General features: G+C 61.9%; 26 protein-coding genes and 1 tRNA gene. 16 read left to right on the forward strand and 11 right to left on the reverse strand.

Features of this window, described 5'->3' with window-relative positions; genetic code table 11:
* Positions 1–64: 64 nt before the first annotated feature.
* Complete coding sequence (locus LZK81_RS07625; protein ID WP_037080668.1) at positions 65–301, reverse strand: hypothetical protein; 237 nt, start codon at positions 299–301, stop codon at positions 65–67.
* 121 nt (positions 302–422) lie between these two features.
* Positions 423–644, reverse strand: a complete 222-nt coding sequence (locus LZK81_RS07630; RefSeq protein ID WP_046605568.1) for a hypothetical protein — start codon at positions 642–644, stop codon at positions 423–425.
* A gap of 421 nt (positions 645–1,065) precedes the next feature.
* On the opposite strand from LZK81_RS07630, the gene LZK81_RS07635 reads away from it, so the two are divergent.
* From LZK81_RS07635 to LZK81_RS07655, 5 genes are all read left to right on the forward strand, one after another.
* Positions 1,066–2,397 (forward strand): L,D-transpeptidase family protein, encoded by a 1,332-nt coding sequence (locus LZK81_RS07635; RefSeq protein WP_046605567.1) that lies wholly within the window; start codon positions 1,066–1,068, stop codon positions 2,395–2,397.
* A gap of 177 nt (positions 2,398–2,574) precedes the next feature.
* On the forward strand, positions 2,575–3,864 hold the full coding sequence (gene glyA / locus LZK81_RS07640) for a serine hydroxymethyltransferase (protein ID WP_046605566.1): 1,290 nt from the start codon (positions 2,575–2,577) through the stop codon (positions 3,862–3,864).
* Positions 3,865–3,926: 62 nt separating this feature from the next.
* Entirely contained in the window at positions 3,927–4,406 is a 480-nt protein-coding gene (gene nrdR, locus LZK81_RS07645) for a transcriptional regulator NrdR (RefSeq protein ID WP_007771094.1), read from the forward strand.
* 1 nt (position 4,407) lies between these two features.
* On the forward strand, positions 4,408–5,700 hold the full coding sequence (gene ribD, locus LZK81_RS07650) for a bifunctional diaminohydroxyphosphoribosylaminopyrimidine deaminase/5-amino-6-(5-phosphoribosylamino)uracil reductase RibD (protein ID WP_046605565.1): 1,293 nt from the start codon (positions 4,408–4,410) through the stop codon (positions 5,698–5,700).
* Complete coding sequence (locus tag LZK81_RS07655; protein WP_046605564.1) at positions 5,700–6,314, forward strand: riboflavin synthase; 615 nt, start codon at positions 5,700–5,702, stop codon at positions 6,312–6,314. The genes ribD and LZK81_RS07655 overlap by 1 nt, the downstream gene beginning before the upstream one ends.
* Positions 6,315–6,328: 14 nt before the next feature.
* Here LZK81_RS07655 and LZK81_RS07660 read toward each other — a convergent pair whose 3' ends face one another.
* On the reverse strand, positions 6,329–6,850 hold the full coding sequence (locus tag LZK81_RS07660) for a GNAT family N-acetyltransferase (RefSeq protein ID WP_046605736.1): 522 nt from the start codon (positions 6,848–6,850) through the stop codon (positions 6,329–6,331).
* Between the two features lie 206 nt (positions 6,851–7,056).
* Here LZK81_RS07660 and ribH point away from each other — a divergent pair, with 206 nt between their 5' ends.
* The 4 genes from ribH to LZK81_RS07680 all read left to right on the forward strand — a co-directional run bounded on the left by ribH (position 7,057) and on the right by LZK81_RS07680 (position 11,615).
* Positions 7,057–7,515 (forward strand): 6,7-dimethyl-8-ribityllumazine synthase, encoded by a 459-nt coding sequence (ribH, locus tag LZK81_RS07665; protein WP_046605563.1) that lies wholly within the window; start codon positions 7,057–7,059, stop codon positions 7,513–7,515.
* A 4-nt stretch (positions 7,516–7,519) separates the two neighbouring features.
* On the forward strand, positions 7,520–7,999 hold the full coding sequence (gene nusB, locus LZK81_RS07670; RefSeq protein ID WP_046605562.1) for a transcription antitermination factor NusB: 480 nt from the start codon (positions 7,520–7,522) through the stop codon (positions 7,997–7,999).
* Between the two features lie 30 nt (positions 8,000–8,029).
* Positions 8,030–9,253, forward strand: a complete 1,224-nt coding sequence (locus tag LZK81_RS07675) for an MFS transporter (protein ID WP_233955697.1) — start codon at positions 8,030–8,032, stop codon at positions 9,251–9,253.
* A 220-nt stretch (positions 9,254–9,473) separates the two neighbouring features.
* Entirely contained in the window at positions 9,474–11,615 is a 2,142-nt protein-coding gene (locus tag LZK81_RS07680) for a sodium-translocating pyrophosphatase (RefSeq protein WP_046605560.1), read from the forward strand.
* Positions 11,616–11,689: 74 nt separating this feature from the next.
* Here LZK81_RS07680 and LZK81_RS07685 read toward each other — a convergent pair whose 3' ends face one another.
* On the reverse strand, positions 11,690–12,205 hold the full coding sequence (locus tag LZK81_RS07685) for an outer membrane protein assembly factor BamE (protein WP_046605559.1): 516 nt from the start codon (positions 12,203–12,205) through the stop codon (positions 11,690–11,692).
* Between the two features lie 224 nt (positions 12,206–12,429).
* Between LZK81_RS07685 and LZK81_RS07690 the strand changes: the two genes are divergently transcribed.
* From LZK81_RS07690 to LZK81_RS07720, 7 genes are all read left to right on the forward strand, one after another.
* The gene (locus tag LZK81_RS07690) at positions 12,430–12,981 is read left to right on the forward strand and encodes a ubiquinol-cytochrome C chaperone family protein (RefSeq protein ID WP_046609896.1); all 552 of its coding nucleotides are present in this window, start codon (positions 12,430–12,432) and stop codon (positions 12,979–12,981) included.
* A 6-nt stretch (positions 12,982–12,987) separates the two neighbouring features.
* Positions 12,988–13,554, forward strand: a complete 567-nt coding sequence (locus LZK81_RS07695; RefSeq protein ID WP_046609897.1) for a YceD family protein — start codon at positions 12,988–12,990, stop codon at positions 13,552–13,554.
* Positions 13,555–13,707: 153 nt separating this feature from the next.
* Positions 13,708–14,754, forward strand: a complete 1,047-nt coding sequence (plsX, locus tag LZK81_RS07700; RefSeq protein ID WP_046605556.1) for a phosphate acyltransferase PlsX — start codon at positions 13,708–13,710, stop codon at positions 14,752–14,754.
* Positions 14,755–14,774: 20 nt separating this feature from the next.
* Complete coding sequence (locus LZK81_RS07705) at positions 14,775–15,746, forward strand: beta-ketoacyl-ACP synthase III (RefSeq protein ID WP_037080647.1); 972 nt, start codon at positions 14,775–14,777, stop codon at positions 15,744–15,746.
* A 121-nt stretch (positions 15,747–15,867) separates the two neighbouring features.
* A complete protein-coding gene (locus LZK81_RS07710; protein WP_007770264.1) occupies positions 15,868–16,206 on the forward strand; it encodes an integration host factor subunit alpha in 339 nt (112 codons plus the stop codon).
* Positions 16,207–16,359: 153 nt separating this feature from the next.
* On the forward strand, positions 16,360–16,893 hold the full coding sequence (locus LZK81_RS07715) for a MerR family transcriptional regulator (RefSeq protein ID WP_046624314.1): 534 nt from the start codon (positions 16,360–16,362) through the stop codon (positions 16,891–16,893).
* 99 nt (positions 16,894–16,992) lie between these two features.
* Positions 16,993–17,457: a BA14K family protein gene (locus LZK81_RS07720; RefSeq protein ID WP_233955698.1), complete on the forward strand. Its 465-nt coding sequence runs from the start codon at positions 16,993–16,995 to the stop codon at positions 17,455–17,457.
* 129 nt (positions 17,458–17,586) lie between these two features.
* On the opposite strand, the gene LZK81_RS07725 is transcribed toward LZK81_RS07720, so the two are convergent.
* From LZK81_RS07725 to LZK81_RS07755, 7 genes are all read right to left on the reverse strand, one after another.
* Positions 17,587–17,663: transfer RNA gene (locus LZK81_RS07725), tRNA-Pro, on the reverse strand.
* Positions 17,664–17,842: 179 nt separating this feature from the next.
* Positions 17,843–18,166 carry a hypothetical protein gene (locus tag LZK81_RS07730; protein WP_046605553.1) on the reverse strand — a complete coding sequence of 108 codons (324 nt, stop codon included), beginning with the start codon at positions 18,164–18,166 and terminating at the stop codon, positions 17,843–17,845.
* 181 nt (positions 18,167–18,347) lie between these two features.
* Positions 18,348–18,536, reverse strand: a complete 189-nt coding sequence (locus tag LZK81_RS07735; protein ID WP_037080639.1) for a hypothetical protein — start codon at positions 18,534–18,536, stop codon at positions 18,348–18,350.
* 104 nt (positions 18,537–18,640) lie between these two features.
* The gene (locus LZK81_RS07740; protein WP_233955699.1) at positions 18,641–18,787 is read right to left on the reverse strand and encodes a hypothetical protein; all 147 of its coding nucleotides are present in this window, start codon (positions 18,785–18,787) and stop codon (positions 18,641–18,643) included.
* 75 nt (positions 18,788–18,862) lie between these two features.
* Entirely contained in the window at positions 18,863–19,156 is a 294-nt protein-coding gene (locus LZK81_RS07745) for a helix-turn-helix domain-containing protein (RefSeq protein WP_046624312.1), read from the reverse strand.
* Between the two features lie 31 nt (positions 19,157–19,187).
* Positions 19,188–20,459 (reverse strand): O-antigen ligase family protein, encoded by a 1,272-nt coding sequence (locus LZK81_RS07750; RefSeq protein ID WP_233955700.1) that lies wholly within the window; start codon positions 20,457–20,459, stop codon positions 19,188–19,190.
* Positions 20,456–22,009, reverse strand: a complete 1,554-nt coding sequence (locus tag LZK81_RS07755; protein ID WP_233955701.1) for an undecaprenyl-phosphate glucose phosphotransferase — start codon at positions 22,007–22,009, stop codon at positions 20,456–20,458. Before LZK81_RS07755 ends, LZK81_RS07750 begins: the two co-directional genes overlap by 4 nt.
* Positions 22,010–22,080 lie beyond the last annotated feature (71 nt).

Genomic DNA, 22,080 nt, shown 5'->3' on the forward strand with positions numbered 1-22,080 from the left:
GGTGTCGAAAGACGCGCCGTTACGCTTGTTTGCGTGCGGGCTGCGTAGCCCTGGCAAATCCAGCCTATCGCTGGGCCAGCAGGGCGCGGCCGGCGTTTCTGATGGTGAGAGCCGAGTCTGCCATCTGCGCAACCAAGCCGGCGGACATCGCTGCGGCGAGGGTCTCCGTATAGTCTTCGCCCTGGAGACCGTGCTTTTTACAGTAATTCTGTACGGCTCCGCGTGTGGAGGTCGGCGAGACGCCAAACTTGTTGTTCTGGAAAGCATTGACAATAATTTGGTATTTTTCGTCCAGGGTCACGGTAGCTCTCCAATGGGTGATGTTTGGGTGCGTACCAGTATGGGGGCCGGGTTGATAGACGAATTCTGCCATCAGCGTCGGAAATACGTTCCGACATGTCCGTTTGCGCCGGAATGCTCGCCTATAACGTAGCCGCCGCGGCCCGGCGAATTTCGGTCGTCATGCCCGCAAACATCGAGGAGAGGTCGAGCCAGCCGTCGGGTCTGCGGCCCGTCACCTTTTCCGGCCACCCGCAGACGCCGTCCTGTTCGACATAGCCGACGCATTGCTGGGCTGTCTCATCGCGAAAATGCAGGACGACCAGCTTTCCAGGCTCAAGGGCTTCGATCGGGTACCAGTTCAAATCTCAAGTTCCTCACTTATGAGGGATGATTTTTAGCCAATCCGCTTGCCCCAGGCTTGCGGCTTTTACGTTTCGGCGAGGGGATCATGTCCGGAGCGCTCGGTAGGTTTTCATAAAAAAGGCAGGTCGCCGCCGACCATCTCCCGGACCGCCCCGGGATCGCCTGCCGTCTGGTGGTGTGGCGTATTTGCCGCCTGAAAAAATCACGTGCCAACACGGCTTTGTGACGCGCAAGTACCTGACACGAATTGGCCATATTGCTATGGGACCGGCTGGATGCAACGGGCCGGCGGGAATTCGCGCTTTCACGACATTGCGATGACGACGAAGCCCGGCTGCGGCTGCGCTAACTTTTTGCGCGTTCTTAACCATATCCCTGTAGGCGTCTTTGATGCTGCTCGGGACCAGATGGGTATTATTGATGTCGAAGAAGATCGGATCTGAAGCTCTTTCCCGCCGTGCCCTGCTTCGCACGGCCTTCTCTGCCGGTGCCGCCGCACTTGCAGCGCCCGCATTCGCCCAGACGGCGATGGACGATCTGATCAATGCGCCTCGCCGCGGCACCTGGGACGACCAGTTCGACGCCAAGGCTGCCTCCAGAACCGCCGTCAACGTCGTCTCCAACAATCCGGTGCTCGGCGCCGGCGGTCCGGCGAACACCCAGCAGGCGATTGTGGACTATCAGCAGATCGTCGCCAACGGCGGCTGGCCCGAGGTCAATCCCGGCCAGCAGCGCCTGCGCCTCGGCGTCGTCGATCCTTCCGTGCAGCAGCTGCGCCAGCGCTTGATGATTTCAGGCGACCTGCCGCGCGAGGCGGGCATGTCCTCTTCGTTCGACAGCTATGTCGACGGCGCGGTGAAGCGTTTCCAGGCCCGCCACGGCCTGCCCTCCGACGGCGTGATGGGCGAATTTACCGTCAAGGCGATGAACATATCGGCTGACGTGCGCCTGCGCCAGCTGGGGACCAATCTGGTGCGCCTGCAGTCCATGTCCGGCGATCTCGGCTCCCGCTACGTCATGGTCAATATTCCGGCCGCCTACATCGAGGCGGTGGAGAACGACCGTGTGGCGCTGCGCACCAATGCCGTCGTTGGGCGCATCGACCGTCCGACGCACGCCATCAACTCGAAGATCTACGAGGTCATCCTCAACCCCTATTGGACTGCGCCGCGCTCGATCGTCGAGAAGGACATCGTGCCGCTGATGCGCAAGGATCCGACTTATCTCACCCGGAACAACATCCGCCTGATCGACGGCAAGGGTAACGAAGTAGCCCCGGAAACGGTCGACTGGTTCGCGCCGAAGGCGCCGAACCTGATGTTCCGGCAGGATCCCGGCAAGATCAACGCCATGGCCTCGACGAAGATCAACTTCCACAACCCGAACAACGAATACATGCACGACACGCCCCAGCAGGGCCTGTTCAACAAGCTGATGCGCTTCGAATCCTCGGGCTGCATGCGTGTTCAGAACGTCCGCGACCTGATCAGCTGGCTGCTGCGCGACACCACCGGCTGGTCGCGCCAGGAGATCGAGCGGGTTATCTCGACGCGCCAGAACAACCCGATCAAGCTTGCCGTGGAAGTGCCGGTCTATATCGTCTACATCACCGCCTGGTCGGCGAAGGACCGCGTCGTGCAGTTCCGCGACGACATCTACGAGCGTGACGGAAACCAGGAGCTCGCGCTGCAGACGACCACCGGCATCGAAAAGCCGGCCGGCGCTGCCGACGACGATCTGCTGCCGCAATAAGATTTGCTTCTTTTTCCGTCCATGAGAAGCCGCATCCGCCAAGGGTGCGGCTTTTTCGTTTTCTAAGAGCATCTCCGCGTCTTCCGGCGAGCAAATGTCGTTCCCCGTATTGCTCTGCGCAAGGCGTAAGGCTAAGACGCGACATTGCAATGCCCACCCCTTTGAGGAGCCTCGCACATGTCGAACACCGACGTCTTCTTCTCCCGCCCGCTCGCAGAATCCGATCCGGAAATCTTTGGCGCGATCGAGAAGGAACTGGGTCGCCAGCGCCACGAAATCGAGCTGATCGCTTCGGAGAACATCGTTTCCCGCGCCGTGCTTGAGGCGCAGGGTTCGATCATGACCAACAAGTATGCCGAGGGTTATCCGGGCAAGCGTTACTACGGCGGCTGCCAGTTCGTCGACATCGCCGAGGAACTCGCCATCGAGCGCGCCAAGAAGCTGTTCGGCGTCAATTTCGTCAACGTCCAGCCGAATTCCGGCTCGCAGATGAACCAGGCCGTATTCCTGGCGCTGCTGCAGCCCGGCGACACCTTCATGGGCCTCGACCTCAACTCGGGCGGCCACCTGACGCACGGTTCGCCGGTCAACATGTCCGGCAAATGGTTCAACGTCGTGTCCTACGGCGTGCGCGAAGGCGACAATCTGCTCGACATGGACGAAGTCGCCCGCAAGGCGGAAGAAACCAAGCCGAAACTGATCATCGCCGGCGGCACCGCCTATTCCCGCATCTGGGACTGGAAGCGTTTCCGCGAGATCGCCGATTCGGTCGGCGCCTATCTGATGGTCGACATGGCCCATATCGCCGGTCTGGTTGCCGGTGGCCAGCATCCGTCGCCGTTCCCGCACTGCCATGTCGCCACCACGACCACCCACAAGTCGCTCCGCGGTCCGCGCGGCGGCGTCATCCTCACCAATGACGAGGAACTGGCCAAGAAGTTCAATTCGGCTGTCTTCCCCGGTCTCCAGGGCGGTCCGCTGATGCACATCATCGCCGCCAAGGCGGTCGCCTTTGGCGAAGCGCTGCAGCCGGACTTCAAGGATTATGCCGCCCAGATCGTCAAGAATGCCAAGGCGCTGTCCGAAACGCTAATGGCCGGTGGCCTCGACATCGTCTCCGGCGGCACCGACAACCACCTGATGCTGGTCGACCTGCGCAAGAAGAACGCAACCGGCAAGCGCGCCGAGGCCGCCCTCGGTCGCGGCTACATCACCACCAACAAGAACGGCATTCCCTTCGACCCGGAAAAGCCCTTCGTCACCTCCGGTATCCGCCTCGGCACCCCGGCCGGCACGACACGCGGCTTCAAGGAAGCGGAATTCAAGGAGATCGGCAATCTCATCATCGAGGTTCTCGACGGCCTGAAGGTCGCCAATTCCGACGAGGGCAATGCAAGCGTCGAAGCCGCCGTGCGCGACAAGGTCGTGGCGCTCACCGGCCGCTTCCCCATGTATCCCTACATGTGATCCCAACCGGTACCAACGGGGACCGCATCTCGCGATCCCCCTTGCAAGCCTAAGGAGAGGCGATGCGCTGCCCCTATTGCGGTTCGGAAGACACGCAGGTCAAGGATAGTCGTCCGGCGGAGGATTACACCTCGATCCGCCGCCGGCGTATCTGTCCGGATTGCGGCGGCCGCTTCACGACGTTCGAGCGCGTGCAGCTTCGCGAACTGATGGTCACCAAGAAGACCGGCCGCAAGGTGCCGTTCGACCGCAACAAGCTGGTAAGGTCGTTCCAGATCGCGCTGCGCAAGCGGCCGGTCGACAATGACCGCATCGAGCGGGCGGTGTCGGGCATCGTGCGTCGGCTCGAAAGCTCCGGCGAGAACGAGATTTCCTCGGAAGAGATCGGCCTGCAGGTGCTCGAAGCTCTGAAGAGCCTCGATGACGTCGCCTTCGTGCGCTATGCCTCCGTCTATCGCGATTTTTCCCATGCGGAGGATTTCGAAAAGGTGATCCAGGAGATCAACGCCAAGATCGCCCGCGATCCCGGCATCGAGCCGTAACATGACGAGCGCTGCCGAAGATCGGTGGTTCATGGCGTCGGCGCTGCGCCTGTCGCGCCTTCATACCGGTCAGACGGGCACCAATCCTTCGGTCGGCTGCGTGATCGCCCAGGACGGCGAGGTGGTCGGCTCCGCCGTCACCGCACCCGGCGGGCGGCCGCATGCGGAAACCCAGGCGCTCGAGATCGCCGGGGAAAAGGCGAGGGGAGCGACCGTCTATGTCACGCTCGAACCCTGCTCGCACTATGGCCGTACCCCGCCTTGCGCCAATGCGCTGGTCGAAGCCGGCGTCGCCCGCGTCGTTATCTCATTGACCGATCCCGATCCGCGTGTCTCCGGGCGGGGGATCGCGATCCTGCGCGATGCCGGGATCACCGTCGAGACGGGGTTGATGGAGGAGGAGGGGCGCCGTGCGCTTGCCGCCTACCTCACGCGCCAGACGAAAGGCCGCCCGCATGTGACTCTGAAGCTTGCGGTTTCCGCCGACGGCATGCTCGGCCGGCGCGGCGAGGAAGTGTCGATCACCGGGCCGGAGGCGCGGGCGGACGTGCACCGGCGGCGGGCCGAGGCGGATGCGATTCTCGTCGGCATTGGCACGGTACTGTCCGATGATCCGGAGTTGACCGTACGCATTCCCGGGCTGGAGAAACGCTCTCCGATCCGCATCGTGCTGGACCGGCGGCTGGAACTGCCGCTGGATTCGACATTGGTTCGGACGGCGCGGGACGTGCCGGTGATTGTCGTGGCTGCGCCTTCTTCCTTGGAGACTGGGGCAACACCCCCCTCTGCCCTGCCGGGCATCTCCCCCACAAGGGGGGAGATCGGCAAGACGCAAGCTCCCGGTTCATCTTCGGCCGCATCCTCTGCCACACCAACGTCTGAGGCGGAGCGAGCGGGTGCTCCATCGATCTCCCCACCCGTGGGGGAGATGCCCGGCAGGGCAGAGGGGGGCGATCTGGCTCCGGGGGCAGCGGGCGAACTGGCCCTGAAGGCCGCCGCCCTCCAAGCCGCCGGCGTCGAGATCATGGACGCCACCGAGCTCGATATCCTCCTGGCGATCCTTGCGGTTCGGGGCATGTCCTCGCTGCTGGTCGAAGGCGGCGCAACCGTTGCGAAAGCATTCCTCGACGCAAGCCTCGTCGACCGCGTCCTCCTCTTCCAGGGCACCGGCATTGTCGGCGAGGGCGGGCTTGAATCGCCGCTGACGCCATCCGATATGCCGGCGGGGTTTAAGTTCGTGCGCGAGGAAAGCTTCGGGCCGGACCGCTGTTTCGAATACGAAAGAGGTTTCTGATGTTCACCGGAATTGTCACCGATATCGGCACGGTCGCGGCAACGACGCCGATGGACGAAGGCGTCAAGCTCAGGATCGCCACCAATTACGACCCGAAGACCATCGATATGGGCGCCTCGATCTCCCATGGCGGCGTCTGCCTGACGGTCACCAGGCTGCCGGACACGGGCAGCAACGAGCGCTGGTTCGAGGTCGAGGCCTGGGAAGAGGCGCTGCGGCTGACGACGATTGCTGCCTGGACCGAGGGCACGCGCGTCAATCTTGAGCGTGCTTTAAAGATCGGCGACGAACTCGGCGGCCACATCGTCTCCGGCCATGTGGACGGCAAGGCGGAAATTCTGGGCATCGAACATGAAGGTGAGGCGGTCCGCATTCGTCTTCGGGCACCCGAAGCGCTTGCCCGGTTCGTTGCGCCGAAAGGTTCGGTCGCTCTGGACGGCACGTCGCTGACGGTCAACGCCGTCGAGGGCGCAGATTTCGACGTTCTGCTGATCCGCCATACGCTCGCCGTCACCACCTGGGGCGACCGCAAGGCGGGCGATTTCGTCAATTTCGAAGTCGACACGATGGCGCGTTACGCTGCACGGCTCGCGGAATTCCCGGCGAAAAGCTGACGGCGCCTCGCCGATCAGTTTTCGCGCGCCAGCACCACGATCGGGCCATGGTAGTCGGCACGGGCGAACTCGCGGAAGCCGAGTTTGGATGCGACCCTGAGCGAGGCGGCATTTTCGGGGCTGATGATGCAGGTCATCCGGCGATCGGGGAAATGCGCTTCGCCCCAGGAGATCATTGCACCCACCGCCTCGGTCGCATAACCGCGGCCATGCACGGACGGGATGAGTGCCCAGCCCGTCTCAAGCGTCCCCTCGATGGAGGGTTGAAATTCCCGGCGCATGTCCTGGAAACCGGCTTCCCCGAGAAAGCGCCCGGTTGTCTTCTCTTCGATTGCCAGGAAACCGAAACCCATGAGCTGCCACATGCCGTTGACGCGCAGCATGCGACTCCAGCTGTTTTCGCGGGACGAGGGGATACCGGATATGTAGCGAACCACGTCCGGCTCGGCCCAGAATTCCGCATAGGTCTCGAACTCGTCCAGTCGGTGAGAGCGCAGGATCAGCCGTTCGGTTTCGAGGGTCGGGATGGTGGTCATGGCGGGCTCCATGGTGCGAATGGCACTGATCTTTATCGCGCCGCGCTCAGGTATTCCCGATTCGCATCGCTGCGTTCAGCGAAAATTGCTTGCCATTCCCCTCAGAGCGTGTTTTGACCGCCACCTGCCCGAGACCCATATGACTATCGGCCCGCTTTGAAGGCGATATCGATCTCATGCTGGGCCGATTTGAACAAAGGTGAATCATGTCACGCGAAACCGCTCCACACCTCCTCGTCGTCGAGGCGCGTTTCTACGACGATATGTCCGATGCGCTGCTCGATGGCGCGACCCATGCGCTGAAGGAGGCCGGGGCGACCTATGACGTGGTCACCGTTCCGGGTGCGCTCGAAATCCCGCCGGCAATCGCCATGGCGCTCGATGCGTCGGAAGAGGGCGGCACCGACTACGACGGCTTCGTCGCGCTCGGCATGGTCATCCGCGGCGAGACCTATCACTTCGATATCGTCTCGAATGAATCCTCGCGCGCGCTGATGGACCTCGCCGTGTCGGAATCGCTGGCGATCGGCAACGGCATCCTCACCTGCGAGAACGACGAACAGGCCTGGGCGCGCGCCCGCCGTTCGGACAAGGACAAGGGCGGCTTCGCCGCCCGCGCCGCGCTGACCATGATCGCGCTGCGTGACAAGATGAACGGCGGTTGATTTGATGGCGAAGGAAGGCGAACACCCGGTCAAGCCGGCCAACCAGCGCGGTGCAGCCCGCTTGGCGGCCGTGCAGGCGCTCTACCAGATGGATGTCGGCGGAACCGGCGTGCTGGAGGTCGTGGCCGAATATGAGGCTCATCGCCTGGGCCAGGAACTCGACGGCGACACCTACCTGAAGGCTGACGCCTCCTGGTTCCGCTCGATCGTTGCCGGCGTCGTGCGCGACCAGGTGAAGATCGACCCGCTGATCCGCGGCTCTCTGCAGGAAGATTGGCCGCTGTCGCGTCTCGATTCAACGCTACGGGCCATCCTGCGCGCCGGTACGTTCGAAATCCTCGAGCGCAAGGACGTGCCGGTCGCCGTCATCGTCACCGAATATGTCGAGATCGCCCACGCCTTCTTCGGCGAGGAAGAACCGCGCATCGTCAACGCCGTCCTCGACCGCATCGCCAAGCAGGTGCGCGGCGAAGCCAAGAAATAAAAACAACGATTAAGTCAGGGTGGGGCAAGCATGGACGGCGCGGTGGACGGTCTTCAGACGCAGATGAGCACCGCCCGGCGCAGTGTCGCTCTGCTTGCCGGCGCCCAGGCCGTCCTCGGTTCGGCGCCGCCTCTGGTTTTCGCGCTCGGCGGTCTCGTCGGCTACCAACTTCTCGGCGACGACAAGTCGCTGGCGACCGCTCCGCTGACCGGTTTCAACGTCGGCATGGCGGCCGGTGCCGTCGCGGTTGCCATCGCCTCCCGGTTCCTCGGCCGCAAGGCGAGTTTCATGCTGGGCTCGGTCCTGGGAGCGCTCGGCGCCGCCACGGCGGCAATCGCACTTTTCCATTCGAATTTCTGGCTGTTTGCGGTCGGCCTGCTGATGATCGGCCTTTGCAACGGCTTTACCCAGAAAATCCGGTTTGCCGCAGCCGATGCATCGCCCTCGTTCTACAAGCCGAAGGCGATCTCCTGGATCCTTGCGGCCGGCATCGTTTCGGCGGTGCTTGGACCGCAGCTTGCGATCTGGACCAAGGACCTGCTGTCGCCCGTCCTGTTTGCCGGCGCCTTCGTGGCCGTCATTCCGCTCTACCTGATTGCGCTGGTGATGCTGGCGCCGCTGAAATTGCCGCAGATGACCGGCGGTCATACAGCTTCAATGCTGGCACGTTCACTGGGCGAGATCGTTGTCACCCAGCGGTTCCTGACCGGCATGATCTGCGGCATCTCCTCCTACGCATTGATGACCTTCATGATGACCGGCGCGCCGCTTGCCATGGTGATCGGCTGCGGCTTTCCGTCGGAAATGGCCACACTCGGCATCCAGTGGCATGTGCTCGCCATGTTCGCGCCGAGCTTTTTCACCGGCATGCTGATCTCCCGCTTCGGCGTCGAGAAGATCGTCGCCGCCGGGCTCCTGATCCTGATGGGCTGCGCGGTGATCGCCCATATGGGCATCGAGCTCTGGAATTTTTGGGGCGCGCTGGTGCTGCTCGGCATCGGCTGGAACTTCGCCTTCATCGGCTCGACCGCGATCGTCGCCTCCAGCTATCGCCCGCATGAGGCCGACAAGGTGCAGGGTTTTCACGACATCATCCTGTTCACCACGGTGGCACTGTCCTCCTTCTCCTCCGGCAAGGTGTTCACTGCCTACGGTTGGTCCTTCATGAACCTGATCATCTGGCCGGTGACGATCGTCTGCCTCGGTCTGGTGCTGGCGCTGATGTTCAAGCGCTCTTCCGCGAAATCCGCTTAGAGTCTTGTCCCTTCGGGGCTTGACGCCAATTCATCTCCACCGCACTCTCCCGTCCGCGTAGGCTATCCCGGATTCCTTGGGAGGGGAGCGGTCGTCTGCGCGGGAATGCGCACTATGGAGTATTGCGGCGGTCTTGCTCATCTCGTGGATGTGCACCGCTGCAGGGGTGCACGGCCGGAGGGTATGGACCATCCGGCGCGCTAAGGGAGAGGAAAAGCGAATGACTGTAATTCTGGGTGTGATCGTGTGCGGGTTGCTATCGATCATTTATGCCGTCTGGGCGACGCGTTCCGTGCTGGCTGCCGATCAGGGCAGTATCCGCATGCAGGAGATCGCCGGATATATCCGTGAAGGCGCACAGGCCTATCTGGCGCGCCAATACATGACCATTGCGATCGTCGGCGTCGTCGTGACCATCCTGGCCTGGGTGCTGCTGTCCGGCACCGCTGCGATCGGCTTCGTCATCGGTGCCGTACTTTCGGGTGCAGCCGGGTTCATCGGCATGCACGTCTCGGTCCGCGCCAACGTGCGCACCGCCCAGGCTTCTTCCCAAAGCCTTGCGGCCGGTCTCGACATCGCTTTCAAATCCGGCGCCATCACCGGCATGCTGGTGGCAGGTCTCGCTCTCCTCGGCGTCTCGATTTATTACTGGATTCTGACGGCCGGTCTCGGCCATCCGAGCGGCTCGCGTGAAGTCATCGACGCGCTCGTCTCGCTCGGCTTCGGCGCTTCGCTGATCTCGATCTTCGCCCGTCTCGGCGGGGGCATCTTCACCAAGGGCGCCGACGTCGGCGGCGACCTCGTCGGCAAGGTGGAGGCCGGCATTCCGGAAGACGATCCGCGCAATCCCGCGACGATCGCCGACAACGTCGGCGATAACGTCGGCGACTGCGCCGGCATGGCCGCCGACCTCTTCGAAACCTATGCGGTCTCCGTCGTCGCCACCATGGTGCTTGCGGCGATCTTCTTCGCCGGCGCACCGATCCTCGCAACCGTGATGGTCTACCCGCTGGCGATCTGCGGCGCCTGCATCATCACCTCGATCATCGGCACCTTCTTCGTCAAGCTCGGCTCCAACGGCTCGATCATGGGCGCTCTCTACAAGGGCCTGATCGTCACCGGTCTGCTGTCGATCGTCGGTCTCGCCATTGCCACGTCGGTTACCATCGGCTGGGGGACGATCGGCACCGTCGCCGGCAAGCCGATCACCGGTGCGAACCTCTTCATCTGCGGCCTTCTCGGCCTCGTGGTGACGGCGCTGATCGTCGTCATCACCGAGTACTACACCGGCACCAACAAGCGCCCGGTGAACTCGATCGCCCAGGCCTCGGTGACCGGCCACGGCACCAACGTCATCCAGGGCCTCGCAGTCTCGCTCGAATCGACCGCGCTTCCGGCGATCGTCATCGTCGGGGGCATCATCTCCACCTACCAGTTCGCCGGCCTGTTCGGCACCGGCATCGCCGTCACCACCATGCTCGGCCTGGCCGGCATGATCGTGGCACTCGATGCCTTCGGTCCGGTCACCGACAATGCCGGCGGTATCGCCGAAATGGCGCACCTGCCGCCGGAAGTGCGCAAGTCGACCGATGCGCTCGACGCGGTCGGCAACACTACCAAGGCAGTCACCAAGGGCTATGCGATCGGTTCTGCCGGCCTCGGCGCGCTGGTGCTCTTTGCCGCCTATTCCAACGATCTCAAATATTTCGTCGCCAACAGCGCCCAGTACCCCTATTTCAAGGGCGTCGGCGAGATCGATTTCGATCTTTCCAATCCTTACGTCGTCGCGGGCCTCATCTTCGGCGGCCTGATCCCTTACCTGTTCGGGGGCATCGCAATGACCGCTGTCGGCCGCGCAGCGGGCTCGATCGTTGAGGAAGTGCGCAAGCAGTTTCGCGAAAAGCCGGGCATCATGGAGGGGACCGAAAAGCCCGATTATGGACGGGCCGTCGACATCCTGACCCGGGCTGCGATCCGCGAGATGATCGTTCCGTCGCTGCTGCCGGTTCTGGCGCCGATCGTCGTCTACTTCGGCGTTCTTCTGATCTCCGGCGGCGACAAGGCCTCGGCCTTCGCAGCCCTCGGTGCCTCGCTGCTCGGCGTCATCGTCAACGGCCTCTTCGTGGCGATCTCCATGACCTCGGGCGGCGGCGCCTGGGACAATGCCAAGAAGAGCTTCGAGGACGGCTTCGTCGACAAGGACGGCACCCGCCACATGAAGGGTTCCGAAGCCCACAAGGCATCGGTCACCGGCGATACCGTCGGCGATCCGTACAAGGATACGGCAGGCCCAGCCGTCAACCCGGCGATTAAGATCACCAATATCGTGGCGCTTCTGCTGCTGGCGGTTCTTGCCGGCTGATATCTGGCTCCAACGTGAAATAAAAAAGCCCGCGGGGATCGCTCCCCGCGGGCTTTTTGTTTCGTACGCGGTGCTTACCTGCCGAAGTTCGACAGGATGCTGCGGGCTGCTGCCCCACCGGCACTGGAACCGCCGGAAAGCAGCTGCTGCAGGAAGGTGAGGTCGCGGCCGCCGGTCGGCGTCGTGCGCGAAATCGTGTCGAACACCTTGCCGTCCTGCATCGCATAGTTGGCGCGGCGTGCGACAACGCCGTCCTTGTCAAAATAGATGGCGAGCACAGTCTGATCGACGATCTTCGGCTTCATGAAAGCCGCAGCGCGCGTGCGCTTCTGAGAGATGTAATAGAACACCTCGGTATCGAAGGTCGCCGTTGTCGAGGGCGTGCCCATCGTCAGCAACACCTGCTCTCGGCTCGACCCGACCGGAATAAGCTCCAGCGACTTCTGGTCGACCACGTAGCCGTTATACATGGTGTCGCCGATCTGCATGGACGTGCAACCCGAGACAGCGATGGATGCGACGACCATTGCCATCGCGGTTTTACTCAAGAATGTCATCTCGTATCCGAAAACCCGCTTGTTCAACGGCATCCCCCAAACTCAACCTGCCCCTGCTGACCCTACCATTGTGGCTATTCAGGGACATAGGATCGATCCCGACCTGGATGTTAGGGCCGCGAAAATCCCACCCCGTTCGCTGATCCGGCGGAACGGCATTGCAATTCGTGCATGCTTCGGTAAACCAGCTTTCGTTTCCATGCAACATGGCCGGTGGCAGGCTAGGGCGTTCCTGGAGGCAAATAACGGGAATTCAGATGATCTTCGGCCTTTTCAAGAAGAAAAACCAGAACCAGGCGATCGTTAACCGTCAGTATTCGACCTTGACGTCGTTGGCGCGCGTTCCGTTCTTCTACAGCGATCTGGACGTACCGGACACGGTCATGGGGCGTTTCGAGATGCTTTCGATCGTGATGATCCTGTTCTTCAGGCGGACGGCGAGATCCGATTCGAGCGGTCAGGAACTGGCTCAGGAGATCGTCGACGCGTTTTTTCAGGATATCGACCATTCGATCCGCGAACTCGGCATCGGCGACCAGAGCGTGCCGAAGCGTATGAAAAAGCTGGCCGGCATGTTCTACGGTCGGGTGGAGACCTACGCTGCCGCTCTCGAAGGCAAGGACGGCGAGGCGCTTGCCGCAGCGCTCCTGCGGAATATCTATCCCAAGACGGAGGATGCGCCTGGGATGCGAGGGCTGGCGGATTGGATGATCGTTGCGGAGACGGCGCTCGCCGGCATTTCCGAAGATGAGATTTCGCGCGGCCACGCGGTTCTGCCCCTGCCGGGCCCGCTGCCGCGAGAAGAGTGAGGTTTGATGAAGAACGATAGTGGCGCAGGCGAAAAGCCTCCCTTTTCCTATCCCGTCAAAGTCGGGAATATTTCCGCGAATGCGGTGACCGTGAAGCTCGAAGCGGATGCGCGCGAACTGGAGGGTCTCGCAAAGCTGTGGCAGGTCGTTTCGGTCGGTTCGTTGAAGGCCGAACTGCAGATCGCCCGCTGGAAGAAGGATGGCGTGCGTCTCAAGGGACGCGTCCAGGCCGATATCGTCCAGTCCTCGGTCGTCACGCTCGAGCCGGTGGCATCGAAGATAGACGAGCCGTTCGAGCAGATCTTCGTGCCTGAAGGGTCGAAGCTCGCGCGGGTCGTGACCAGCGATACGGCGGAGATGGTGATCGATCCCGATGGTCCCGATCTTCCCGAAATGTTTGTCGGCGACACGATCGATGTCGGCGAAGTGGTGGCCGAATTCGCAGCACTTGCGATCGATCCCTATCCCCGCGAACCCGGCGTCGAGTTTGCCGATCACCTGGAAGGCGATCCAGATGAAAAGTCCGGACGCCCCAATCCCTTTGCGGTCCTTAAGGACTGGAAAAAGGATTGAGGACGGGTTGTAAGCGACAGCAAAAACTATATTTTGGCCACGAATTCGCCGGCACGGCCCCGCATGAGGAGCGAAGGACCGTTGGAGACGTAAGGACTGGCGTATGGTCCCCCACAGGGGTATGCGTTCGGCGAAGATAAGGATCAGGGACGAGTGATCAGAATTTCTATCGATGCCATGGGCGGCGATTTTGGTCCCGAGGTCGTCATTGCCGGTGCTGCCAAGGCACTGGAACGCCACCCGGATGTGACCTTCCTCATCTATGGCCTGAAGGCCCAGTGCGAGCCGGTCTTGGCGAAATATCCAAAACTGCGGGATAAATCCGTCTTCCACGAATGCGAACTCGCCGTCAGCATGGAGGAGAAGCCGAGTGCAGCCCTCCGACGTGGCCGTTATGTCTCTACCATGTGGCGTTCGATCGAGGCAGTAAAACTCGGCGAGGCGGAGGTCGTGGTTTCCGCCGGCAATACTGGTGCCCTGATGGCGATGGCGAAGTTCTGTCTGCGCACCATGGCCAATATCGAACGCCCGGCGATCGCCGGCATCTGGCCTACCCTCAAGGGCGAAAGCATTGTCCTCGATATCGGCGCGACGATCGGTGCCGACGCTCAGCAACTTTTCGATTTCGCGATCATGGGCGGTGCTATGGCACGCTCACTTTTCGAAGTAGATAGGCCGACCGTCGGGCTTCTGAACGTCGGCGTCGAAGAGGTGAAGGGCCAGGAAGAGGTCAAGGAGGCCGGGCGGCTGATCCGGGAGGCGAACCTTCCGACGATCGCCTATCACGGTTTCGTCGAAGGAGACGATATCGGCAAGGGCACCGTCGATGTGGTGGTGACCGAAGGTTTTACCGGCAATATCGCGCTGAAGGCGGCGGAGGGCACGGCCCGGCAGATAGCCACGCTTCTGCGCGAATCGATGTCGCGCACCCTGCTGGCCAGGATCGGCTATCTTCTCGCCAAGCCCGCCTTTGACAGGCTGCGTGAGAAGATGGACCCGAACAAGGTCAATGGCGGCGTGTTCCTGGGCTTGAACGGCATCGTCATCAAGAGCCATGGCAGTGCCAATGCCGATGGTTTTGCTGCCGCGATCGATGTCGGTTATGACATGGCACGCAACGATCTCAACGCGAAGATCCGGCAGGATCTCGCAATTTACCATGCGCGTCGCCAGCCGCCGGCTGGCCCCGAAGCGGCATGACGACAGGATGTGAGTTAAGAATGATCCGTTCAGTGGTTCGCGGTTACGGGGCAGCGCTCCCGAAGCGGGTAGTGACCAATCGCGAGTTGGAAGACATCGTCGAGACCTCCGACGAATGGATCGTGCAGCGCACGGGCATTCGTCAGCGCTATCTGGCCGGCGAGGGCGAGACGACCGCTTCTCTCGGCGAGCAGGCGGCGCGTGCGGCGCTTGAAAACGCCGGGCTGACGCCGGATGACATCGATCTCGTGCTGGTCGCGACGTCGACGCCCGACAACACCTTTCCCGCGACCGCCGTCAATATCCAGAACCGGCTGGGCATGACCCATGGCTACGCCTTCGACCTGCAGGCGGTTTGCACCGGCTTCGTTTATGCGATGGCGACCGCCGACCTGCATATCCGTGGCGGCATGGCGAAGCGTGTCCTGGTGATCGGCGCCGAGACCTTTTCCCGCATCCTCGACTGGAAGGACCGCACCACCTGCGTGCTTTTCGGCGACGGCGCAGGTGCGCTGGTGCTCGAGGCCGCGGAAGGCGAGGGGACGATCGCCGATCGCGGCGTGCTGACCGCGCATCTGCGTTCCGACGGTTCCCACAAGGACAAGCTCTACGTCGATGGCGGCCCGTCCAGCACGGGCACGGTCGGGCATCTGCGCATGGAGGGCCGCGAGGTCTTCAAACATGCGGTCGGCATGATCACCGACGTCATCGACAGCGCGTTCGCGGCGACCGGTACGACGGCGGACGATCTCGACTGGCTGGTGCCGCACCAGGCCAATCGCCGCATCATCGACGGGTCGGCGAAGAAACTCGGCATTCCTTTGGAAAAGGTCGTCGTGACGGTCGATCTGCATGGTAATACCTCGGCTGCATCGATTCCTTTGGCACTTTCGGTTGCCGCCTCCGACGGGCGCATCAAGAAGGGTGATCTGGTGATGCTCGAAGCCATGGGCGGCGGTTTTACGTGGGGCGCATTGCTGGTCCGCTGGTAGGGCGGCAATGATCGGCCGAAACGTAAATAAGCGATTGAGCACAGGCGCTTGACCCTCGCGCTCAAGCAAAATACTCTCTATCGGCTTTGATAAGATCAATTTCGAAAATTGGGCGGGGATCATGGCCGGCAAGACAGTAACACGCGCGGATCTGGCGGAATCGGTTTTCCGCAAGGTCGGACTTTCGCGGACGGAATCGGCCGAGCTCGTCGAGACGGTCATAGACGAGATATGCAATGCGATCGTGCGGGGCGAGGTGGTCAAACTTTCCTCCTTCGCGACCTTCCAGGTGCGTTCCAAGAACGAGCGCATCGGCCGCAATCCGAAGACCGGCGAGGAAGTGCCGATCTCTCCGCGTCGGGTGATGACGTTCAAGGCCTCGAACGTGCTGAAGAGCCGTATCCTCAAGGCGCACACGGCGCGCAAGGCGAAACTGAAGCCGGCAAGCCCGGTCGCCTGAAGTCTGCGACCTTTTCCGCAATCCTGTGAACATGCTTGAATCTCCCGGCTTAAACCGTTGAGATATGTCCGATTCGGCGCATAATCCGCGCATGTATCGGAGGCTCTGAGTCTGCCTTGGGGCATGGGCAGCCTGCCGTTTGGAGTATGAACTTTGGAGAAGAGCCCGGACGCCTTTCGTACGATCAGCGAGGTCGCCGACGATCTCGACCTGCCGCAGCATGTGCTGCGCTTCTGGGAAACGCGTTTCCCCCAGATCCGGCCGATGAAGCGCGGCGGCGGGCGGCGTTATTATCGTCCCGAAGACGTCGATCTCCTGAAGGGCATCCGCCACCTGCTTTACGATCACGGTTACACCATAAAGGGCGTGCAGAAGCTTCTGAAGACGAACGGCAACAAGTTCGTCTCTGCGATTGCGTCGGGCGACCTTGCCACGATGGAAGCGATCATGGCGGCAAACAGCGAAAAGCAGGCCGAGCCGAAGATCAGCACGGCCGAAGAGGATCAGATCGTCGGCCGCCCCAAGGTGAAGCCGAGCGGTCGCTTTTTCGGGTTCGGCACCTCCCATGAGGACGACATGGAAGTGTCGATCGGCAAGTCCAGCATCGGCAAGGAAGACCGCGCTCTCCTGCAGGAAGCGCTCTTCGACCTCCTGGAATGCAAGCGCCTCTTGGATCAGGTTCGCTAACTCAACACACGCCAACGTTAAGCAAAATTTACCATTCACCTCTGGTTCAGGAGAAATGGAGGATCATTTCTTCATAAGGAAAATCAGAGGAGGTGAATTATGAAGAAGAAGCTCGCCGTCGCCGTTTTGTCCCTGATTGCGGCTTTTAGCGGCGTCGCTCCCGCCCAGGCGTTTCCGTCGATCGGCGCCCCGCGCATCGAGAGATCTCAGGATATCCAGCAGGTGCAGTACTGGCGCGATCGTGACGGCTGGGAAGGGCGTCGTTATTACCGCGACCGCTACGATGGCGACCGGCGTTACCGCCGCCACCGCCGTGGCCCGGATGCCGGTGCGATCATCGGGGGGCTTGCACTGGGCGCGATCATCGGCGGAGCGCTGGCCCAGCCGCGCTACACACCGAGATATGCACCGAGATACGCACCGCGTTACTACGCGCCCCGGCGTTATGTCGGCGGCAATTCGCACGTGAACTGGTGCTACGCCCGCTACCGGTCCTACAGGGCCTATGACAACACGTTCCAGCCCTATTACGGCCCGCGCCAGCAGTGCTATTCGCCCTACTGATATCCGTCGTGGAACCCGATGAAAACCTCAAGCCCGCCCTGCCAATCCGGTGGGGCGGGTAATTGCGTGGGGAAGTCCCGGTTCTCGGAAAAGGTTTTTGATCTGACTGAGATTTCAAGGGGATTTAATTGGTCGGGGCGGCCGGATTTGAACCGACGACCCCTTGACCCCCAGTCAAGTGCGCTACCGGGCTGCGCTACGCCCCGACCTGCTCAATGAGCATGTTTTCCCTAGTCGCTCCGCTATCGCGGCGCAAGCTCAAAATCCCTCGATCGGAAGAAAAAGAGGATGGTCGGCATAAGAATGCGCCGGTGAATATAAAAAGCCGCACCCGAATTCGGGCGCGGCTTTCGGGGTCAATGGAGCGATCAGCCTCGGCGTCAGGTCAGATTTCCGGACAGCCGCGGCGGTTTGCGAAGGTTATGCGATCCGGTCCGTTGCGCGTGAAGCCCTCGACCGTGACGCTGCGGCTCGTCACGCGGACGACCTGGGCGTCGCGAAAGCCTTCGTCGCGGGCCGCGGCACGCGCTTCACCGGGGCTGCAGCCGCGACGGTCGTAATCGCGGTCCCGGTCGCGGATCATCGGGCGCACGCCATCTGGTCCGACGCGCAGTTGGATATCCTGGGCGGAAGCGGGAACGGAGAAGGCGCCGATGGCGCCCAACGAGAGGGCAACTGCAAGCCCGGCGTTCGAAATCAGTCTGATCATGGTTATCCTCCTTCTGCGCGGCGGCTTAGCCGCCTGAGCGCCAATTGGTTCACGACAGACCAACTAGAAGAGGATGACAAAGGTTCCGGCGGAGGGGGAGTTTGAGTGTAAACCAACGTTACACATGCTCGACTTCGGCATGGAAGCCGGGCAAAAGATCGAAAGGGATATCTGGAAACGTCTAGCGGAAACGCGGCGCGCGGCTCGCATTCATCAGGAGTTCCTGCTGGGACGCAAACGGCCCGAGAAGCTTCAGCAGCCGGGTTTCTTCTCCACGGTCAAGACGATAACGCTTGGCGAATTCGGCAACGCTCCAGACTTTCTTCAAGCCTTTACTGTCGACCTCGTCGAGATTCATATGCGTGGTCATAAGTATCCCCTTTTCTTGCTTATTTGAAACCAAACTCACATGGTAAATTTTGTTCCAGACAACTCTGAGCTTCTATCGTTAATAATGTATCCTCTAACGAACCCTCACTTCTCTTGGACTTTTATACCATTCTGGCCGATGCTGAGCTCGACGCCCTTCGGCTTGGTTTCTTCGCGATAGACGTAAAAACCGAGGCCGACGACGACAAGCAAAGCGCCGATAATGAGATAGAGATTGTTGGTGCGTGTCATGCGTGACCCCCTGCATATCGTATGTCGGCGGGAAAACGCATTAGATCTCAAAGAGTTCCCGCGTTGCAGCGATTTTTAGTCGTCGTTTGCGGCGTTGAGGTTCTGGGGGCGGATTCCCTCGTCGTGAAACTGCTGACGTAGCCTCAACCCCGGCCCGGCGCCTGCATCGTCCTCGCCCGCGCCAAGGAAAAGCACGCCCTTCGACTCGAAGATCGAACGGAGCCGATCGGTGACACCGGCATTTGCGAAGACATGCGAGGCCTCGGCTTCTTCGATTGCGGATTTGGAAAGCCCGGACGCGGCGGCGAGTTCCTCCACCGTCATTCCTGTCATCGCGCGTGCGGCGCGGAGTTGCGAGACCGTCAGCATGATAGGAAATCTGGAGCGCTGGACCTCAAAGTCAAGCGGCTTTGGCGGTCGGCGAGGGGGATCGTCGCTGTGACCGGATGAAGCGGTGTTCCAGCGCCATGCAGCCCCAGACGATGCCGAGCAGCAGATAGAAATGCCGCCAGTGGTCGGTGTCGATGACGTTACCGATGATCGCGTGGCCCAATATCATCACCCAGGCGACCATCAGATAGGCCTGCCACGGGCGTTCGCGCAGCATGTAGCGGAAGCCGAACCATAGCGTCGACCAGATCATGATCTGATAGGTGACCGCGCCGAGCCAGCCATAGGTGGTCAGCGTCTTCAGCCAGATATTGTGCTCGTCCTCGCCGAAGATCTTGCCGAAGGCCATCGGGCCGAGACCGAGCGGGCGCTCCATGGCCATCAGGAAGCCGATCTTGTGACGCTCGAAGCGGCCAAGCCGGGCGCCGTCATAGTCCTGCACAAGCTTGGCGCGGTTCGTGAACAGGTCGGAGACCTGCGGGAACTGCAGCGCGATCGCGAGCGCCAGGACGAGGAAGATCGCGGCTCCGCCGGCGATCGCCAGGATCTTGAACCGGAAGGCGGTGGTGCGCTCCTTGAGGAGCATGACGATCACCAGAGCGATGCCGGCAAATATGAGAAGGCCCCAGGCGGCGCGCGAGAAGGAGAGGAAGATGCCGAGCGCCAGGACGAGGATGCCGGCGATCAGCAGCGGCGCCTTCATCAGCGGTCCGGTGAGCAACCGGTAGAGGAGGTAGAGGAGGGGGGCGACGAGATAGGGACCGAAGACGTTCGGGTCCTGGAAGGCGCCCATGGCGCGATTGTAGCGGGTGAACACATGCGAGCCCGGAAAGGCGTTGAAATAGCCGAGGACGCCAAGCAGCGAGGTGATGATCGCCGCCGCCACCCAGGCCTTGAAGATCAGGTTCAGGCGTCGGTGGTCGTTCTCGATGATCGCCGCATAAAAGACCGAGCTCAGCGCCAGGAAGGTGGAGACGGCGAAATACATCGGCGCCTCGCTCATGTCCTTCATGACGAACATGGAGAACAGGCCGCTCATGTTGAACGTCAGCAGCATCACGAGAAGCGGCGCTACGGTGCGCGATATCTTCAGGCCGAGCAGGAACCAGATGCCGATCTGGATCACCATGATCAGTTCGTAAGGGGCAGGCTCGGAAATGACGAAGCCGGATAGGAAGACGCCGAAGGCGATCAGGCCGGAACCGGCCAGCTTCACCGCGGCAAGCCGGCTGTCGAAACCCGCCGGATGGCCGCGCTCGCGGCTATAGTCGAGCGCGCTCAATAGGCGTTGTCCGTGTTGAGCAGCCGGATGGGCGTCAGGAACAGGATCTTGAGGTCGAAAAGCAGCGACCAGTTCTCGATATAGTCGAGGTCGTAGGCCGTGCGGGCACGGATCTTTTCGTCGCTGTCGAGTTCGCCGCGCAAGCCGTTGATCTGCGCCCAGCCGGTGACGCCCGGCTTGACGCGGTGGCGGGCGAAATAGCTCTCGACCACGTCGACATATTTGCGCGTTCCCGTCTGGGCGAGCACCGCATGCGGGCGGGGGCCGACGAGCGAAAGCTGGCCGCGCAGCACGTTGAACAGCTGCGGCAGTTCGTCGATCGAGGATTTGCGCAGGAAGCGGCCGACCGGCGTGACGCGCGGGTCGCCCTTGGTGACGGCCTTGACCGCCGTCTGATCGCTGAGGTCGGTGTACATCGAACGGAACTTCAGGACGTCGATGATCTCATTGTTGAAGCCGTGGCGCTTCTGGCGAAACAGGATCGGCCCCTTCGAGGTTGCCTTAACGGCGATTGCCGCGCCCAGCATGATCGGCCAGGTGAGGAGGAGGCCGACCACCGAAAAGACGATGTCGAAGACGCGCTTGGCGACCGAATCCCAGTCGCGGATCGGCTTGTCGAAAATGTCGAACATCGGCACCGCGCCCACATGCGAATAGGAGCGCGGGCGGAAGCGGAGGCGGTTCGCGTGGGCGGCAAGCCGGATATCGACCGGCAGCACCCAGAGCTTGCGCAGCAGCTGCAGGATGCGGGCCTCGGCACTGGCCGGCAGCGCGATGATCAGCATGTCGATGCGGGCGAGGCGAGCGAATTCGATGAGTTCGGCGAAGGTTCCGAGCTTCGGGTAGCCGGCGACGACGGTCGGTGAACGTTCGCTGTTGCGGTCGTCGAATATGCCGCAGATGCGGATGTCGTTGTCGGGCTGCTGTTCGAGCTGGCGGACGAGCTGCTTGGCAGGTTCTCCGCCGCCGACGATGATGGCGCGACGCTCCATCACGCCGTTGCGCCCCCAGTGACGGATGGCAAAGGCCGTGAGCTGCCGTTCGAGGAACAGGAAAGCGGCGCCGGTGACCAACCAGGCGAAAAGGCCGGCAAGCGGATAGGGCTTGGGTTCGACGAGATAGAGGGTGGATGCGGTCAGCAGGAAACCGATGGTCCAGCCGACGAAGACCCGCTTGGCGGTGCGCGACGCGCCGCGCAGCGACGGGATCTGATAGGTGTCGGCCACCTGCAGAAGCAGGACGGTAAGTGTCGAGCCCCAGGCAACGAGTGCGAAACGGGCGAGAAAGCCGGTAAGATCGAGCGGGGCGAAAAGCGCCCCGACACCAAGTCCGATCGCGAGCATGGCCAGGAGCTCGAACAGCCGGAACAGGCCGATCAGCATCGCGGGCGAATAGCTGTCGTTTTGGAACTGCTCGGCGATCTGGCGGGCAAATGGATTGAGCACCGTGGCGTTCGCCGGATCGTGCTTTTCGTCGGCCGCGCGGAGTTCCGAAACCTTCTTGCGAAGGCCTTCGACATCGAACTGCTCGGACTTGTTCGGCTGGTTCATGGACCGATCCCTTTGGTCTTCCGGGCCCGGCGGCGTTGGAAGCCCCGGCGACACTGGAAGCAATGGGAAAC

Origin of the sequence: Neorhizobium galegae, from assembly GCF_021391675.1 — a bacterium.
GTDB lineage: Bacteria > Pseudomonadota > Alphaproteobacteria > Rhizobiales > Rhizobiaceae > Neorhizobium > Neorhizobium galegae_B.